Source organism: Sphingomonas sp. Leaf10 (assembly GCF_001421245.1).
Classification (GTDB): Bacteria; Pseudomonadota; Alphaproteobacteria; order Sphingomonadales; family Sphingomonadaceae; genus Sphingomonas.
In genome coordinates, this window is record NZ_LMKE01000012.1 from 141,438 (window position 1) to 158,854 (window position 17,417).

Sequence of the window (17,417 nt, forward strand, 5' to 3'; positions counted from 1 at the left end):
TCTCACGGCTCGGCACGAGCGTTGTTGTCCACTCTGCACAGTCTTTGCCTTCAACGCGACATGGACGGACCATTCCGCACCAACTGAATCAGATCACTACACTTAAATTAGGACCACCAAATCGCCCGGGCGCGCCTGCTGGTGTCCGCAGTTCTCAAGTGGCGGTCCTGAAACAGCGGGCTGATAGCAATAGCAAATGAGATCCGGACCGAAGTCAAAATCGTCCTTTGCTCCCGGCTGCATCGTTATGTTCCGCCGGCGCGGCTTGTCGACGCACAGTCCGTCCGTTGCACCATAAAAGACCAAAATCGCAACGTCTGAGCCGGTGTCGTTGCGAAATGTTACTTTGTCAGCAGGCATATCGGTCTCCCTAACTCAGCGGAATGTGTTCACGATGGTTCCTTGATGGGAGGGCAAGGGTCAGCAGATCACGGAGATCATGGCAAAATGGGCGTCCCATTCAAATCTGGCGGATCGCCGTCATCGACGTCCTCGTCTGTGATCCCTGCCGGGCCTGCAGGGCCGACTTGCACAGTTACACCGCCGGGAAAGAGAAAAGCGTTGTCGCGCATCGCCTGGATCAACGCCGCAAGGTCGGGCTCCAGAATGCGGATGCAGCCGTTGGTCGGTCGCAGATGCCCCGGGAGTGGCGTGGGCGTCGCTACCTGCCGACCGGCGTGAATTAGGAGGCCAGTCCGACCATTGTCTTGCGCGACCTCAGCATCCCCGCTTATGGGATCGAGCACTATGGCGCCTACCGAGCCGTAAACGTCGGCGGGGTGGGTCGTGCCAGCGCCGCTGCGAAGCACTTGTGGGATGCGATATCCCCCAAGGGGGGTGTCACCAAAGGGCTGTGTGGAGACACCGTTCGGATTGCCGTGCGCCGCCGACATGTTTCGCGCACCGCGTCCTAGCGCCGGAACCGGTCCGAAGAACCTGAGACCCGTAGCTGGATCGACGAGTTCCAGGGTGCCCGTATTCCGTCGGTCCGCTGGAAGGCTGACACGGATTTCAAGTGGCATAAGCGCCTCCTCCGTTGGCGACCGGATCGATGCATTTACGCCAGAAGTTTGATTTCAGCTCGTCCATTCCCGCCTATGCACCGGGCTTCACGTCGGGCTTGGCAAGCAATTTCATGCCCAGATAGCCACCGTGGCTGAGCGCTAAGAGACCGATGAAAGTCTCGTTGAGCGTCGGATAGCTTTTGGTTTTGGCCCAAATAGCCCAGTCTTGCCCGGCTTGGAGTGACCACAATTCGGTGCCGATTAGGCCAATGAATACCATAAGCAAGATGATGGTGATCACAAAATACTGAAACCGCGAAATATCAATCTCGTCGCGGTTTGAGACCTCTTCTCCCCGGAAAAAGTCTAGAAAACTCCATCCGTTCGGATCGAGGTTGACCTCCACCCGGCCGACATTGGTCGCATCTGGGTCGTCACGGATTGACCGTTCCGCGTTTGGCTGAGGCGCCTGACCGCTTTTGCTGACGAGAATGAGGCCGCTTAGCGGTGGTGTCCCGATCGAAATGCCGAGCAAAGCCCAGATTTCCCAAGGATATTGAGGTAAGCTGACCGCGCCTTCGCTCGCGCCAATAAGGAATGGGCTTGTGATACCGAAAAGGCTTAGCACGAGGATCGTCCACGCCATCAACTGCAGGCGGGAGAGGCTGAGCCGGTTACGGGAGTCGATCAACGCACCCAACACACTGCCCCAGAAGCCCATGCCGACGACTCCCGCGATCACAACCAACGAGCCGACCGCGAAGAGCCACGGGCCACCAAGGCTGACCACTGGCCGGATTGCAATCGGATCATTACGAAACGCATGATCGACTGCATCACCCGCTCGCTTCTTCATGTCATCGAGCACCCCGGCACCCAAATTTCTGGGCGCAAGGGCTTCAACTCGGCTCACGGTCGATGCCTTGGCAGCAGCCGCCTTGGTATCGATCTCTGCGGCGGTAGCTGCTGTTCTCGCAGGGATACCCGTGTTTGCTTTGACACTCTGCCACCAAGCAGCTTGGTCGACAGGGACCAATTTTGCTTCGCTGACGACGTCCTCGGCAATTCTTCGGGCCTCATCCGAGAGGCGTGGATCGACATCCGCGATGACTCTGGTCAATCTCTGCGCCAGGCCGCTGGGCCGGATCGCTGTCGCCGTTGCACTCACGCCGCGGCAATATGCGTCGTAGGCGACGCCGCTTAGGAGGGCCACGCAGAAGAGGATGGCCAACGCTGCCGGCCAGGCGTGGCGGAACCGACTCGAGCCGCCGGGTCCCGCGACCGGAGCACTGCGCGGCGGAAAGAGACCGGGTCCCACGCCCTCGACCCCGTCGAAGACATAAACGCTGTATGCTCCGCCGCCGGTCGCGAACCGAAACGGGCCATGGGCGCTGGCCGGCGTCGCACCATTGAGCTTGGGTGCGGCCTTTAAGTAAGCAGCGTTGTCCTGTGGCGGAAGCTGGCTGACCACATATCCCAGATCCGCTTTTTCCGACTCGGCCGGAGCCCAAGCTTCTGCGGTCGCTGAAAAACAGTCTTGCCAGATCGCGAAGGTCGTGGGGTTTCCAAGTTCGGCAACGGTTGGCTCATCTCCAGGCGCGAAACCCTTGCCATCACTTGCTCGGATCGCTCTCGCCAGCACACGTCTAGCGATCCGTACTTGCTCGGGTTCGGACGGATCCTCCCGCCAATTACGAGTCTCGGCGAACAAGACCTTGGCAGCGTCGTCATTGCTCATGGCGAATCCCCCGGCGCCTCGAACAGAATGCCTTTAGATCATAGATGCTCATCTGCGATTCGACAATGTTCACCCCAGTAATAATCGAAGATATTCGCTGCTGGATTACTGCTTGCGCCTGCTCTCAATTGATAGGACACTCCGCTCGGGGAAGAGATTCGCCCGATCGCTCGTGGGGGACGCGATGCCGAGCCAAACCCGTCAAACCGCTATTGCCATTGTCGCAACGCGCAAAGAATCGTTAGGCGAGCCCAGACACATCGTGGTCGGCTCCCGGCTAGTCGGGGGCGACTGCCAGCAGTTCATCGGTTTCTTCGACGCAGATGGACTCGATCAGTGGTTCGCCAACGGGGGACAGATCACTCCGGACGATGCTCTCAACTGCGTTTTCCAGTCCTTTCGCAAGGACGGTACGGCGGATCGCTTCTATATCCCTTGGGATTTCCCGCAGGGACGGCTTTCGCAGGCAGGCCTGTTCGAGACGTTCGGAACCCAGAACCGTCGAACGATTCGCATACCGGGCATCGAGCGCATTGCGTATTTCGTAGATGGAACCGGCGAGCGCTTACAGCCCCTTGGCCAGCGAATGGATCAACCGCTCGGCATCGCCTGGAAAACTGCGATCCCGCGCCTCGTGCTCGACCTCGCCAACCCCGACGACCCAGCGGAAGCGCTCGGCAGCAGCATCCTCGTTCTTCTACCGAGCCCCCAAGCAGTGCGTCAGCGCCCGGATTACATCGTTGTCGACCACCGCCTGCGCCATCCGCTGAATGCCCATGCAGAAGGTGATGCCATTGGGAAACCGACCTGCGCTGCCGCCGCCCTCCAGACGTGGCACTCCAATGTGTCCGATCCATGGATGCGTCATGGCAACCTTCGTTACCCGGCCCTCGCTTTCTGGGCAGCCGGTGTCTCTGAGCTAAATCAGGAAACTCTTGGCCACCTCGACCGGTCTTGGAAGTGGACCAATGCGGTCCCCGAACTCGATCCAGTGAGCGGCCTGTCACATTACACGTCCACTTCGCTGTATGCGCTCTCTGGAGTCGATGCCGAGGTGCTCGGACCATTGGCAGAAGGTCTGCAAGTAACCCAATGGCGGAAGGCCCGCGCCGATGGACGGGGAATGCCGCTACTAGAGAAGAAGGGTCTGCGCACAAATTCTGATCGGGCACCCATCCGCGGGTTCGGGTTGCGACGGCGCTCAACAACCACGCCCGCTGATCCGAACACTCCAGAGCGCATTACCCCCGTTCTCTTTGGTAATTTCCCGATCGAGACCCAGCTAGAAAGCCCCGGTCGCAGGGCACTTCTCTTACCATCTGGATTTACCATCTCTGCGACTAACGCGCTCGATAACCGTCGACGTTTGCGCGCTGAATTAGATTTGCCTCCGATCGAAGACGGCGCCTCGGCGGAGTGGCTTGTTCCCGCGAGAACAATTCAATGGCGGGTCTCAGTTGCCATACCGGCTGACGAGCTTGATCCCCTGCCCTCCGGGGTCGGCACTAAACGCCCCCTCGCGGCACTGCGGGACATGCTCGCAGAGCGCGCCGAGGCGCGAGCAGTCGCACGCGGCATGCCGCCAATCAGCTTTGCGCCTCAGTTTGGCGCTGCGCCAGGGCTTGATGGCGAATTCCATCTCGAAGGAACGCTTACTGACAACGAGCCTTGGCGGCGCGCCATCGATCTAGCCCGCCTTGAGGTTGCGTTGCAGGCAACGATCCGAGTGTCCGCCGCGCCGGGCACTGCGACGTGGCCAGCAGTGCTCACCCATGAGGGGAATGCCTACGCAGGCGGCAAATTTTACCCCTCGCTTGATCCCACGCCCGACGAGGAAACCCAACTCGGGGAGGACCTTGGTGCAGCTGATGCCGATGAGGCTGGCCGGTTTCGCGCGCAACGGGTGCTTTTGCGGCTCGCTGCGGAGGTCGACACCGTTGCCGGCGAGCGTCTCCGCATCGGCGCGCTTGATTTGCGTATGCGGCAATTGCGCGCTGGAGGTTCGGCACCGACCGCCCAAACCGATGCCGTAAGGCTCACGATTGTCCCGGCCGTGGCGAGAATAGGCAATCAATCAGGCCTGCGTCTCCGCCTGATCGCCGCCTTTCCGATATTCAGCGCCCGACCCGGCGCTTCCGACCGACCTCCGGCGGACCGCGATCTTCCAGTTCAGGCCGTTCAGTTGGAGAATGCGCCGGACTATCCCTTGCTCTTGCCGCTCGACAGTGAAGACGTTGGCGGCGTCACTGGCGCGCTTCGCGTGACCGAGTCTTTCGGTTGGGGACTCGATCCCCAGCTCGGCATGTCGTTGTCGCTGCAAAAGCCGCTCAACGCTCTCTCGCCCCCCGAGCGCTGGCTGGTTGTCGGTCGCTTGCCCATGCAGGTCGTTCGGCTCGAAATGCCCGTCCTTGCACGGCGCGCCGACGCGTCTGACAGCCAAGTCGCGGTTTGGTCATCTGGTGCCGAGACTAGCGGCAGCTGGCGTCTACGCGATCCGGACGAGACGGCGACGCTCGTCTTCGGTCCACAGGGCATCGGCGAGGCGATGGAGAAAGGCACCTCTGCCGAAGGCTACCTCGACATCGAACCTGACGCGCGAGCGGACTTCCGTTTGACACCGCCAGCAGTAGTCGAGATCGACCCCTCTCCTCTTGATTCCGGCTTTGTCGAGCCCGCGTGGAATATCGACCGCATATTTGGTCGGCCGGGAGTCTTCGAGCCAGGTGCCCGCATGCGCCGCGCGGCTTACGAACTGCTCTACGGCATGGCGGGCGCCGTAAGCGATCGCGGTCTCAAGAGCGCCCAATTGCGCCTCTCCGATGTCTCTGCGCGTTACGGTGTCCCTCCTAATCGCCTGACCCGTTCTCGTGCCGGAAGCAACCCCGGCCTCAGCGAGTGGATAGATGACTGGAACAGCCTGCGTCGCGCCGCGCTAACCCGACCGCTCGCATTGTCGGTAACTCGAACCGACCAAGCCGAGCGGTTCGAACTCGATGGCTCAGGGGTTGATTTCCGGCTGCGCACAAGCGCACGCCTCAAATACCCAATTCCGAATGTCCCTCCGCCCGACCATGGACCGTGGACCCATCCGGATGATAGCCAACCACCTCAGCAATCGGCCGAGGGACATCTTGCCGGCGGCGCTGGCTGGGCTTTCGGATCTCGAAATATCGTTGAGTCCGTCTATGCGCAGCCGCGCTCAAATGCAGGCCGGGTCCGCGATCTGACGATCACGCCGCTCGGCGGTTACGGCAACGTGCGCGGCCTCTTCGATAACCGCCGCACTGCGATCGAAGCAACGGTTGCTCTCGGGCGAACACATTTCTTTGCCTTGGAACGCATTGGGCGCATCGGCGCGCTTTGGAATAAGGCCAAACACGTAATCATATATCGCCGTGAGGTGGTTCCGGCAGGTCAGTTCTACAACGAGCCGCCGATCGGAAAGCAGCAGGATGCGCATGCCGGGCGGGTGGTCCTCCGCAAGTGGGAAGAATATGTTGAGATAGTTCAACCTGAGCGTCGCTACCCCGATCTACCCGATGCCGCCGAACGAGCGGGTTTTCTTCTTGCAAGTCGGTTTCACTCCCAGCGAATTCGCGTCGATTCGCGATGGGGTGCGGACGTTCCTGGCGCAGGCTGGATGGTCCCGCTGTGGCGTTCGGTGTTCCGTACGCTCAAGGTTTCAACCGAAGATTCTCCGGCCGCCATCTATCCCATTCCCCATATCGCTCTGGTGTGTGCCGGCCGTGATGGGCAGGAGCATGAGCAGGAGGTTCGATACCCGGAAAACCTCGTGTTCTTCGCCTCGACCCGCCCGGGCGAGACGGACGATACCGACGCTTGGGCGGTCACTGAAGGTATCGACTGGGCGGACGAACTTTGGCCCGAGGTTCCGCTTGAGCATGGATCTGGTTCGCAACCGTTTGATGCCAAGCTGGCCAAACCGGTCGTTTCTCCGGCTGAACAGGGTCGCTTTGCGATAGAGTTGATCCGCGGCGAGCCCGTCGCCGTGGCCCACACGTTCGACGCGGACCCACCGCTCGCTGCGATCGATTCGGTTACGATCGCCCGTGCCGCGCCGAAGTCGCCGCCATCTTCGGCGGCAGCACCCCTGGCTCTATCCGGTATCGACGAATTGCGCATGGTCGCCGGCGATGCGCGGGCCATCGTACAGAACCTCGCGCGGCAGGTGCGCGAGGCCCCCCTCAGCGATCCGGCGTTCAAAGCGCGAGACGAACTGGCTCGCCGAAGCGCAGAAGCGAAGCGCGCCCTCGGCGGTATAGCCGAAGCGGCAAAGCAACTTGGCGCGGCCGGAGAGGTAGGCAAAGCGCGGGACACGATCGCAGGTCTCAATCCCGAAATATTGGTGCAGGACGGCTGCGCCGAACTCAAGCGCCTGTTGCAATCGGCCGTCGACACCCGGATCGCGTCGGCGAAGGAAGAGTCAACCCGGTTCGCGTCGCAGATCGATGGCGTCCTTCAAGACATCGACAGCCGCATCAACGTAGCGGGCAGTAACTTTGCGGACCAACTCGCACCGGCAGGTTCGGACATAGATGGCGCCTTTGCCCTCGCGTTCCAGACGCTCGACCGGATCGAGTTCGCCGGCCTCGAAGCCGGGGCGCAGACGGGCGCCGAGATCGCCCGGGTGCGCGACGAAGTCGTGCGCATGTTCGGCATCTTCGAAGTTTGGCGCGATGCCCAGACCCACGCACGTCAGGATCTCGACACACTTCTGGCCCATGCAGGGGCAACGGGCCGAGCCGAAGCCAGAGTATTCGCCCGCGAATGCCGGGCACTCGCAGCGTCTGCCGATCAGATTCGCGGCGATGCGGCTAAGCTGGCTCAGGGACTGGACAGCGCGATAAAGACCGCAAAGGCGCGTCGATCCGATGTTCCGAACAACCCGCCGTCAGTGCTTGCCGCGTTCGATGCAGCGATCACCAGTCTGTCCGCGTTCAGGGACGCGATCAATTCTGCCCTTGTCCAGGATGCCCCCGCCGGGCAGCCGCAACCGCTCCTCCAATGGATCCGAGAAAACGCGCTTGTCTGGGCGCAACTGGCGGACCCGTCAATCAAGGCGGTCCAGGACGAAATTGCCGCACGGATCGCTGACCTCGACCAATCGGTTACCGATCTTGAAGCCGACCTGGAGGAAAGGCTCGGCGATCTCGCTCGCGAAGCCGCACAGGTCCTCGACGCGGCATCCGCGCCGGTGCAAACCCTGGTGGAAGCATTTGCGCAGCAGTGGCCGAAGGCGATCGCCAAGGTACGCCGCCCTCTCGAAGCGTGGCGCAACCGCTTTCACGCCGGCCTTGATCGCTGCGTCCGGCTGGAATCCGGAGGTCTCGAGGCTGCACGCGACGTAGTCTTGGCGGCGCGCGGGTCGGTTGGAGAATGGAAGGGTGAGGCGGACGCGGCCCTAACCGAAGGTGGCACTTTCCTGTCAGCGGGAGCGAACGCTCTTGCGGACAAAGTCTGCGACGGCTTGAAGGACGAACTCGCCAACTGGAAAAATCAACTCGTCCAGTTCATCGACAATCCCGCCTTCGACCGTATTGGCGAAGCGATCGATGAAATCGCTAGCGGGATCCAGGATGTCACGGCGGACATGGAAACCAAAGTCGCCGACCTCGAGCAGGCCGCGTCGGACGCCATCGACAAAGTCGCGGCGGTTGCTGAGGAAAAGCGTGCTGAACTCGGCCGCCTAATCGGCGCCGCCGATCGCGCCGTCGCTCAGGTCGATTCGGTTCTGCAAAAAGGCGACCGAGCATTGGCGCTAATGCGCGCGGTAGGTGATCCGCCCAAGGTCGAGATGCTCGACTTCAACCGACCGGGCGTTGCGTACGTGTTCAACGCGCTCGACCAGCACGGGGTCAGGCTGTCTCCCGTTGTCGCTGAGGTCAACCGAGCAGCCAGCACCGTCGCGGCCGCCGGTCAGGCGGCTGAAGCGCTGAATGAGTTGCTCAGCGAGTTCGGTCTCCGCATTCCGTTCCGCGAGCTTGGCAATAGCCTCACGCCTGACGCGCTGAAGAACTTCGACATTTCGCGCATCGTCCCACAAATCGGTGGGCTGGACCTTGCTAATCTCTTCGCCGGAGAGAAATTTCCGTCGTTGGGCGGCAAATACGCAGACGCCGTCCAGATCTCGCATGGCTTCAAGCCAGAAGAGGGACGCGCCTGGCTCACCTGCAAAGTCAACGCGCCGCTCGAGGAGGCCTCGGGAAAGCCTCGTCGCATCTTTGCGCTCGGTCCGGTACAACTCGACCTCCTTAAAGGTCATTTTGGTGCCGATGCTCGCTTCGAGGCCCGCCTGGACGGTGGAGCCTCCAAAAAGATCGCTGGCGCCATCACGGGTGATTGGCAACTCACCGTCTTCGGCACGCGACTGGTGACATTCGTCGAGACCGGTTTGCGCTTCGACGACAGCGGCAAATTCGATTTCGACGTGCAGGCGGACCGTATCCGTCTCGCCGACGCGCTCCAGTATCTGGTTCAGTTACTCAAGTCATTTGGCGGCGAGACCCTCACCAAGGTCCGACCGATCGAATCCGATGGCCGCATTGTCGGCATGACCGCCCCATTCTCGCTCTCGATCGGCGACATAGAACTCGGCGCCTTTTCGATCTCCGGCATACAGATCAATTGTGAATTCACCGTGATTGTCTCACCGGAATTCCTCATTGAGGTCCGGGCCGACGTCAATTCGAAGATGTCACCCTTCACGATGTGTGTGGGCACGATGATCGGCGGCGGGTATCTCACCTCTAACGCGCGCGTTGTACCCAGCCGTGGCGAAGTTAGTCAGCGGATGTCGATCGCGGTCATGGCCGGCATTGGCAGAACACTTAATGTCGCCGGGATCGCAAAAGGCCACGGCTATCTTCAGTTTGGCGTCGAGATCGAACTCCACTTTTCGACGCGCGGCGGCGGCGCGGGCGGCGCCGTTATTGCCTTCATTATCGCCAGTGGAAATCTCGTAATCCTCGGGATTGTCAACTGCAGCATCACCTTACGACTGGAGACCCGCTACGACACCGCCGGTGGCGCCAGTGCGAGCGGTCAACTCTCCGTCCGCATTAAGATCTCGTTCTTTTACACACTCGAGGTCGACCGTGCCGTAAACTACCGCCTCTCCGGCGGTGGTGGCGGCAGCTATAGCGACAGCTTCGCCTGAGGAACACCGATGCCAGACATCATCCTGCGCTGTCAGATCCGCGCCGGCAAGGCTCCCGATGCCGACCCTAAAGCGCTCTACGTCGCCCGGCTTACTTGCGCCGCCGAGCGGGTGAGCGACCTAGCCCCCGCAGATCCCCTATGGCCTTTCCTCCAGCCCTGGCGTTGGGACACGCTCGATTGGCACCTTGCCAAGCCCGACATGACCTTCGATCCAGCCCCGATCGAGGCCGCGCACCCGCATGTCCCGCTGGCAGCACCGATCGCGCTGACGATCGAGCAGCGCCTCGGCCAAGTCCCCGCTCCAGCGCCCGGCCTGCCTGCTGGTGCAAGCGCCGTGACTGTCTCGCGTGCCGCCGGAGGCGCTGATCCCGATATCGTTGCCCTGAGTCCGCTTCCGATGCACGGGCCGAGGACGTGGCTCAATGCGCTTGAAGGGCTAGGCACAGGGCCCGGTGCCCTTGCTCGCAAACTTGGTCTCGCCTCGCTCCTGCGCCCCGACGTCGCCGCCCTTGCCGAATGCCTCCCCAATCGCACTGCCTTTGCGCCAGCTTTCCGACTGGCGGGTCAGGACTATCTCCCCGATCGCTGGGAACGAGTGCGCATGCCCGAGACCTTGGAACTCGGAAACGATAACCGCGAAGCCCTGCTCGTTACCTACACCCCTGTAGTGGCCGGCTCGGAGATCCGCGCCCTGGTCTTGCCCTCGCTTCATCATGCTGGTGGCGCCCCGCTCAGCTACGTCGATTCGACGACGCTTGACGTTTCGCTTTCCGGCGCCATGGGACAAACCTCCCAGTTCGACAATGACTGGCCAGCACAATTTGTGCGCCGTGTGTCGGAGGCCTTCGATCTCACGGCGCGCCTCGCCGATCCCGAGATCGCGAGAGCCATCTACCATCCACCGGCTCCGGTCCCACCCGTGCCACCCAATCCCGCCCAGAACGATGGCGCCGATTGGGACGCATTCCTTCGCCGCGTCTCGGTGGCGGCAGCTCGCGATGCCTCGGGTACCGGGATCATGGCAACGGCTGGGCGCGCTTTTCCCGTTGCGCGCCTATTGAACGCGCTCGCGCAGGCCAGCGGCGACAATCAGAGCCCGCTTCCTCCCGGCGCACGAGATGCCGTGCTGAGTGCCCTTGCCGCCTACGAGACGCGGTATGCCGCCGCGGGTTGGCCCGGTCTGTTCGCGGCCTTTATCGACTCCGAAGATCGAGGCGGGTCGGCAGCAGCCCGGACCGCAACGGCGGAGCTCGCGGCTCGCGGCGCCTTGTTGACGCGCCAGGACGTCACGGCGACGTTGCTCCTGCGTCAGTGGCGCCAGGCTTTGGCTGGTCCCGACGGAACTGGATACGCACTCGCGGCGAACGACATCCTACCGATCGCCCAGGCCTACGTCTCAGAGGCGCTAACCGGGAAGCCGACCGGATGGGTAACCCTCATCCCCACATTTACAGGGGGAGTGGATCCGGGTCAGCCTAGCCTTTCGACCCAACCCTTTGAGCTCGACTTTACGGTCTCTTTGCCAGTCGGAACTGCCGGCGATCTTCTCACTCTTCGCCTGGCGGCCGATCCCGTCGGACCAAGCGCCGGCGGCCAGGCAGATTTGGTGCTCACGCACAGCGCCGCGGGCGCACAGTGGATGCTCGCAGGAGCCGCGTTCGGCGCTCCGATCCCTGTCGGTGCCGATCAAACGTGTCGTCTCGTCGGCATGATTACCATCGACGACGGCCATGCACCGGTGAAGCTGGCTCTGTCCGATGCAATGGCCGAACTTTCCCAGCTCGGATCCCGCCCACCAACCGTCGAGGTCCTCGCGATCCAAGCCTTCAACCTTCGCTTCGGCAGCGTTGGGCTCCCCGACCTCATAGGCCGGGCGGCCCAGGCCGACCCCTCGGGCGTGCAGCCGCTCTTCATCAGCGCTTTCACCGAGCGACTCGCAAAGCTCGATCCGCAGGGCTGGCTGGTTCAGGCACCACCAACGCTCGCAGGCGCGCTCGCTAGTGGTGCCGCCGCTACTCCCGTCGTCGGGCTTGCCATTCGCGAGCGTATGCTCGCCATGGTCAGCGATGCCTTTTCCGCTTGGATAACGGCCCGGTTCGATCCCGCGCTGCACCCTCCCCTGTTGCCGCTCTCGCAGGATGCCGCCGACGTGGACCGTCTCGCTCACCTGCGGACGGTCCTCATTGATCGTTTCACCGCCACCTATGGAAAAGCCGAGGCGCGAGAGTCGACCCTACTTGTTCCACTCGACAGTGGGACGGCCGTCGATCTGCCGATTCCTGACGCTCATCCAATCGTAGTTCCCTATGATCTTGGCGACGCGATCGCGACCGATGACCTCGTCGGCGAAACCACCGGCGTGGCCGTCCTCGTCCAAGCAGACGGCCGCGCCTTCGCCCCCGATGCGGCTTCAACCCCTGCCTTTGCCGACACTTTCACGCTCAACGCCGCACGCGTCCAGTATCCCTGGAATGAGGCTGACCAGGAGCTTGCGGTGGGATCTCGGCCGACCGCCCGCGAGGGTGCCGATATCCGCACTTTTGCGTTTCAGGCGCGGCCACTCGTCGCTCCTCTGACGGTAGAGCAAAGCGACGCGGACCCGGGCGAGCTATATGCGTTGCAGCCGTTCGATGGCGTCGATGCTGACGTCGCTTGGGGTAGAACCATTCCTCAAATACGCTTTGGCTGGATGTACAGCTTCCGCAGCTTTCTTGTCGCCCAAGGCGGCGCGCTTCCTCCCAGCCTTTGGCGCGCGGGCGACCCCGCCGCGCTGCGCCGGCCGTTGGTGGACGAACCGGGTTTCTCCGCTCCAGTTCACTACCTTTGCCGCACGCCGATCGCCGCGCCGCGCTGGGATCAGCGTCAATCTGGGAGCCAAGCGAAGCGCGTGCCGGAAGGCGCGCGGCCGCTCGCTGCTGAACTTCCGGACCTGCCGCCCCCTATCGACATCCCCGAGGGCGAGACTGCGAATTTCTATCTCTCCGAACAGGACGGTTCGGGCATTTTACCCTTCGCCCCGTCCAGTAAACTCGACATCAAGATCTACGGCCTGTCGCTCGGTCAAGGCGGCGAAGCGGTCCTTGCACTTCGCCAAGGAAGGTTGGGAGCAGCGCGTGAAGCCCTCGTAATCCGCATTCGCGGCGGCGCCCTACAGCAGGTCGCTGAGGCGGCCGGTGAAATCCTCGTAGTCCTTCCCGAAGCCAAGCGAGATACGTTGAGCGCCGCCGATACCGGCGAGTGGCATTTGCAGTTCATCATCTCGTGGGAACCCGGCACCATCTCCGTAGCCGCGAATCTCCTCATGGAAGCGGACGCCGCTGGAAATGTCGCGACCCTCGAACCCGATCTCGTCCACGTTTCAGAGCCCCTTGGCGATGCCACCCTTGCGGCCGCAGTCACGGCGGACGACATCCACATCGCCATTGGTGCCGTCGTGGGTGCCGCTCGGATCGTTCCGCCACGAGTCTGGATCGGATCGCATCGGCAAGTTTGCCCGGAGACGGCCGGCCAGCAGGCCGAGATCGCAGCACTCGACAGCCGGACGAGCGATGCCGTCTTTCGCGTGCGTCCCCCGGCGGTCCCACTCTCAACTTGGGTCCGTCACGTGCTGTCCGCGACACCGCTCGGCAGCACCGAGCATAATCGCAGGATCAATGCGGCTTACACTGCGGCTCAGCAGCCAGCGATAATTGGCAACGACACCACGCTCGACCACCCGCGGGTCACCGCCCTCTTTCTTGAAGTCGTCCCGCTGTTCCCGCGCACGCGAACCAGCGGTGCGCTTCTTGAAATCCCGCTTCGTCAGGATGCCAGCAAAGATCCGCATGGAGATCGCAAGCTCGGCCTAGAACTCAAGCTCCGGCGCGGGCCGCCGGCCAACTTCGACCCCGACGCCGCCGATATCGATGTCGTGTTAGCAGGAAGCCAGGCAACGGTGACGATCCCCGCCGGTAGAACGGTCGAAGTGCGCGTCTACGCGGCCGTCGATATCGACGATTTCGAAGGACCAAAAGCGCGTTTCTCGGCCGCCTTAGCACGAGGCCGTCGGCGGGTAGACCGCCATGTCCTTGGGGCGCCACTAAGGCTTCGCGCCGAGGCCTCAGCCGACCAAAAGATCATACAGGACGCCCTAGGCAGCGACCCTTGGCGCAATCGGTTCACAAATCGCACCGGCAATGTCTTCGTAGACTGGGGCAAGGTTCTCGCTGACGGCACGGGGCGGCTGCAACGCGTCGAGGCTCGCCCGACCCTTGCAGCGCCGCAAACTCGTGCAGCCGCGCGCGTCATGCGTCTGTTCGCGGATGTGACGGTACTCGACCAGCGCTGGACCTGGCGCGGACGGACTGGGGTCGAAGCTCCGCCCGCAGACGACGCAGAGTTCAAGGCTTATGGCGCTTGGGCGCAACGGCTATTCACCGGACGCGAGGACACCGACGCCGAACGTGAGGGACCCGTCGCACTCACTCCTTATCACATCCGCCGTCGAGATCGTCTGGATGAGCGGCCGGAAACACCGCTCGTCATGCGCGACATGACTTACCGTGGGAACCCCACCCTCTGGCGCTTCGCACTCGAATTCCAAGGTCGTTTTCCTAGCGAACCTGGCTTCAACCGCCGAACGCTCGAGGGTCCGAACGAGGACCTTGAGGACCTGCGACATGCCCGTTGGGCTCACGTCCTCGCGCGGGGTGCGATCGCACCTTCGGCCGGTGTCTCCGCGGAACCTCCCGAGCCTCGCCGGCCAGGACTCGAACTGTGGCTGCCTCTCGCCGAACAACTGCGTGAGGCTTCAGCGGCCGCGCCGGTCATGCTTCTTTTCAACGAGCCGTGGCATGCCTTGGGCAATCTCGGCGACCGGTTGCAGCTGGTCAGCCTACTGACGCGACATCCGCTCCCGGAAGCTTTCGTGGGCCATGCGAATGAGCCCGGTTGGCGGCAGAATGAGCTGCGATCGTTGTTCGGCAACGACAATGCCATCGAGCAGGCGCTGCAATATCCCAAATTTTGGCAAAGCTGGGGTCCCGATCCCATCCTCACCGGCAAGGCCGCGCCTTTCGCCAGCACCAGCCTGTCGTTGTCCGGTCCGCTCGGCTGGACCCAGAGCGAAGGTGCAAGCAGCGACTTCAGGCGCAGCAGCTTCATAGTCGAACCGCAGGTTGAGCCGTCAGCCGATACGACACTAGCCGAGCGGTTGGCGGCGAGGCCGCTGTTTCAACTCCTTTACCGGCGGCTCGCCGACCCCGAGCTCATCGAACGTCCAGCCGGATTGCTAAGCGGCCTTGCGCTGTGGCAGTGGGCGGAGGCACTCGGCACCATAACTGAGCCAAGGCGTCGGCTCGCATGGCGCTTTAGTCCACCGAAACCAGCCGTGCCGGTTCCCGTCCCACCTGTGCCAGCCGACCCGATATCCCCGTATATTGATCACCCTCTAGGGTTCCAGGGATTACGCCTCGACTGGACACTGCCGATTATCGATGGCGACGCGCCGATCGCGGTGAAGATCGAGGACGATGTCCCACCCCACGTGATTCCTCGACGGCTGGCGATTACAATTGAGCGCCAAGGAGACGACGTTCGTCTTCGCGCCGCGATGTCCGAACCCCTAATGGACCCGGACCATCCGGGATGGCGTATCAATCATCTGCCGCCGATTGAATTTCCAGCGTTAGACAACGGCTCAGTCCAGCTACGTATCGACATTTCCCCAACCGCACCGGTCGATCCGAACGCCGCCGAGGAGGCCCCAGACACCTTCGACGTCATCGTTTGGGCTCGGCCGGGCGCCGCAGCGACGGCAAGCGAGCGGCAGTGGCGGGGTGGCATGCTTGCGCGTCTCAAAACTCCCGAAGGAAAGGGCACACTGCGCATCGATCTGCCAGGCACGCCCGAAATTCTCAAAGATGCCCAACTGCAGCCATTCTCCGCGAGCGCTTTCTCCAGCCCGTTCTGGGTCCAGTTTTTCGGCGACTCCTCACGCTTCCGGTGCCGCCCGGCCAGCATTGGGCCCGCAGTATCATCCATCCGGAGGGTCGAGGACCTGGCGTTCAAAATCTCCGGTGGACGGGCTATGCTCATTGCGGCAGGCGCAGCGACCGCGGTCCACCCTTTACCCAATGACGAACAGGGCACCCCGCAAGCTCCTGCTCCCGGCCACAGGCTAATTGCTGTCGTCACGCGATGGATCACCAATGCCGAAGGCCGCCTGTCCGAGATGCCGGTATTCGCCGCACCGCTGAACACGAGTGACGCGGCTGGATCTTCGATCGGCTACCCGAGTGGATTTTGGCCCACCGCCGGGCGTGTCCGCTTGCTGACCGTGCTGGCAACCAAGGAGGCTCGTTCCTTCGGTACCGAAGACGAGCCGCTCGCGACATCGCCGTTCCGTATCCTCGATGCCGTGTTGAAAGCCGCCCCCGTTACGCCTGCGACGCCTCCAAACGTCCAGGCGTCACCATTTGATCTGGACACCGTCGATTCCGAACTGCGCGAGGCTCAAATGATGGTGATTGGGGTGTCGCGACCAATTGAGCTGGGATGAAAGCTCATATGACTAGACCATGAGGATCGGCGACCGGGTCTCGAGCGGGTCGCCGAGCAGGGCGAGGATCAGGATCCAGATCGCATTCCGGCCGGACAGGCCGACGTCGTGCAGGCGCTTCACCAGCACGGCGGTCAGGATCCCGGCGGACAGTCCCAGCAAGCCGAGAAACATCTGCTGCGACAGGCTGCTCAGGAAGTGAACGAAGCGCGGATCGTAGCGGGAGGACAGGAGGGCGATCCATCCGGCAAGGCAGCGACCACAAAGGGCCCTCGCCCCACCCTTCCCCTCAGGGCGAACAGCACTTCCCCGATGTCCATCTCCAACTTTCCTTTCCAGCGCTCCCCGGCCGCCGGGTGAGCGCCTGCTGACCCCGGCCCTCATCAAGCGCTTCGCCGCTCTCCTTCAGCAAGAGCTCACAACCGGGGCGCAGGCCGGAAGCGCCGAGCGCACGCAGGCCGAGCATGACCTGACGGCGACCCGCGCCCGCATCACCAAGCTCGTCACCCGGATCGAGGAGGACGAGGACGCGCCACGCGCACTGACGACGCGGGTGAAAGATCTGGAAGCGGAGGAACGGCGGCTGGAGGAGATCATCGCACGCACGCCAGCGTCGCCCGTCGTGCGCCTGCCGGCGAACTACCAGAGCCTGTACACGCGCGCGATCGCCGAACTCGACGCGCACCTCGCCTCAGACGACGGTGCAGGAGCGCGTCAGGCGATCCGCCCGCTTATCGAGAAGATTGTCGTGCACCCAGGGAGCGCGCGCGGCGGCAAGCGCCGACCGCTCCAGCTGCACGGTGATCTGTACCGGATGCTGGCGTTTGCAGAGGAAGCGTGTGTGCCAAACGCACAAAAGCCCCAGACCAGGGGGTCTGAGGCTTTTGTGATACCGTTGGTTGCGGGGACAGGATTTGAACCTGTGACCTTCAGGTTATGAGCCTGACGAGCTACCGGG

7 protein-coding genes are annotated in these 17,417 nt (G+C 62.7%); 3 read left to right on the forward strand and 4 right to left on the reverse strand.

Going from position 1 to position 17,417, the window contains the following annotated elements:
• Positions 1-102: 102 nt before the first annotated feature.
• The 3 genes from ASE59_RS19825 to ASE59_RS10640 form a co-directional block, all read right to left on the reverse strand.
• Positions 103-360, reverse strand: coding sequence for a hypothetical protein (locus ASE59_RS19825; protein ID WP_156360025.1), 258 nt, complete (start codon positions 358-360; stop codon positions 103-105).
• Between the two features lie 77 nt (positions 361-437).
• On the reverse strand, positions 438-1,022 hold the full coding sequence (locus ASE59_RS20105; protein ID WP_162235305.1) for a hypothetical protein: 585 nt from the start codon (positions 1,020-1,022) through the stop codon (positions 438-440).
• 73 nt (positions 1,023-1,095) lie between these two features.
• Positions 1,096-2,742, reverse strand: coding sequence for a hypothetical protein (locus tag ASE59_RS10640; protein WP_056455875.1), 1,647 nt, complete (start codon positions 2,740-2,742; stop codon positions 1,096-1,098).
• Between the two features lie 184 nt (positions 2,743-2,926).
• Between ASE59_RS10640 and ASE59_RS10645 the strand changes: the two genes are divergently transcribed.
• Together ASE59_RS10645 and ASE59_RS10650 are read left to right on the forward strand one after the other, a co-directional pair.
• Entirely contained in the window at positions 2,927-9,919 is a 6,993-nt protein-coding gene (locus ASE59_RS10645) for a hypothetical protein (RefSeq protein WP_156360026.1), read from the forward strand.
• A 9-nt stretch (positions 9,920-9,928) separates the two neighbouring features.
• Entirely contained in the window at positions 9,929-16,459 is a 6,531-nt protein-coding gene (locus ASE59_RS10650; RefSeq protein WP_056455878.1) for a hypothetical protein, read from the forward strand.
• Positions 16,460-16,471: 12 nt separating this feature from the next.
• Here the strand turns inward: ASE59_RS10650 and ASE59_RS19830 are convergent, their stop codons facing one another.
• The gene (locus ASE59_RS19830; protein WP_235515727.1) at positions 16,472-16,633 is read right to left on the reverse strand and encodes a hypothetical protein; all 162 of its coding nucleotides are present in this window, start codon (positions 16,631-16,633) and stop codon (positions 16,472-16,474) included.
• Positions 16,634-17,012: 379 nt separating this feature from the next.
• Here ASE59_RS19830 and ASE59_RS10655 point away from each other — a divergent pair, with 379 nt between their 5' ends.
• Complete coding sequence (locus ASE59_RS10655; protein WP_056455880.1) at positions 17,013-17,399, forward strand: hypothetical protein; 387 nt, start codon at positions 17,013-17,015, stop codon at positions 17,397-17,399.
• The last annotated feature ends 18 nt before the right edge of the window (positions 17,400-17,417 follow it).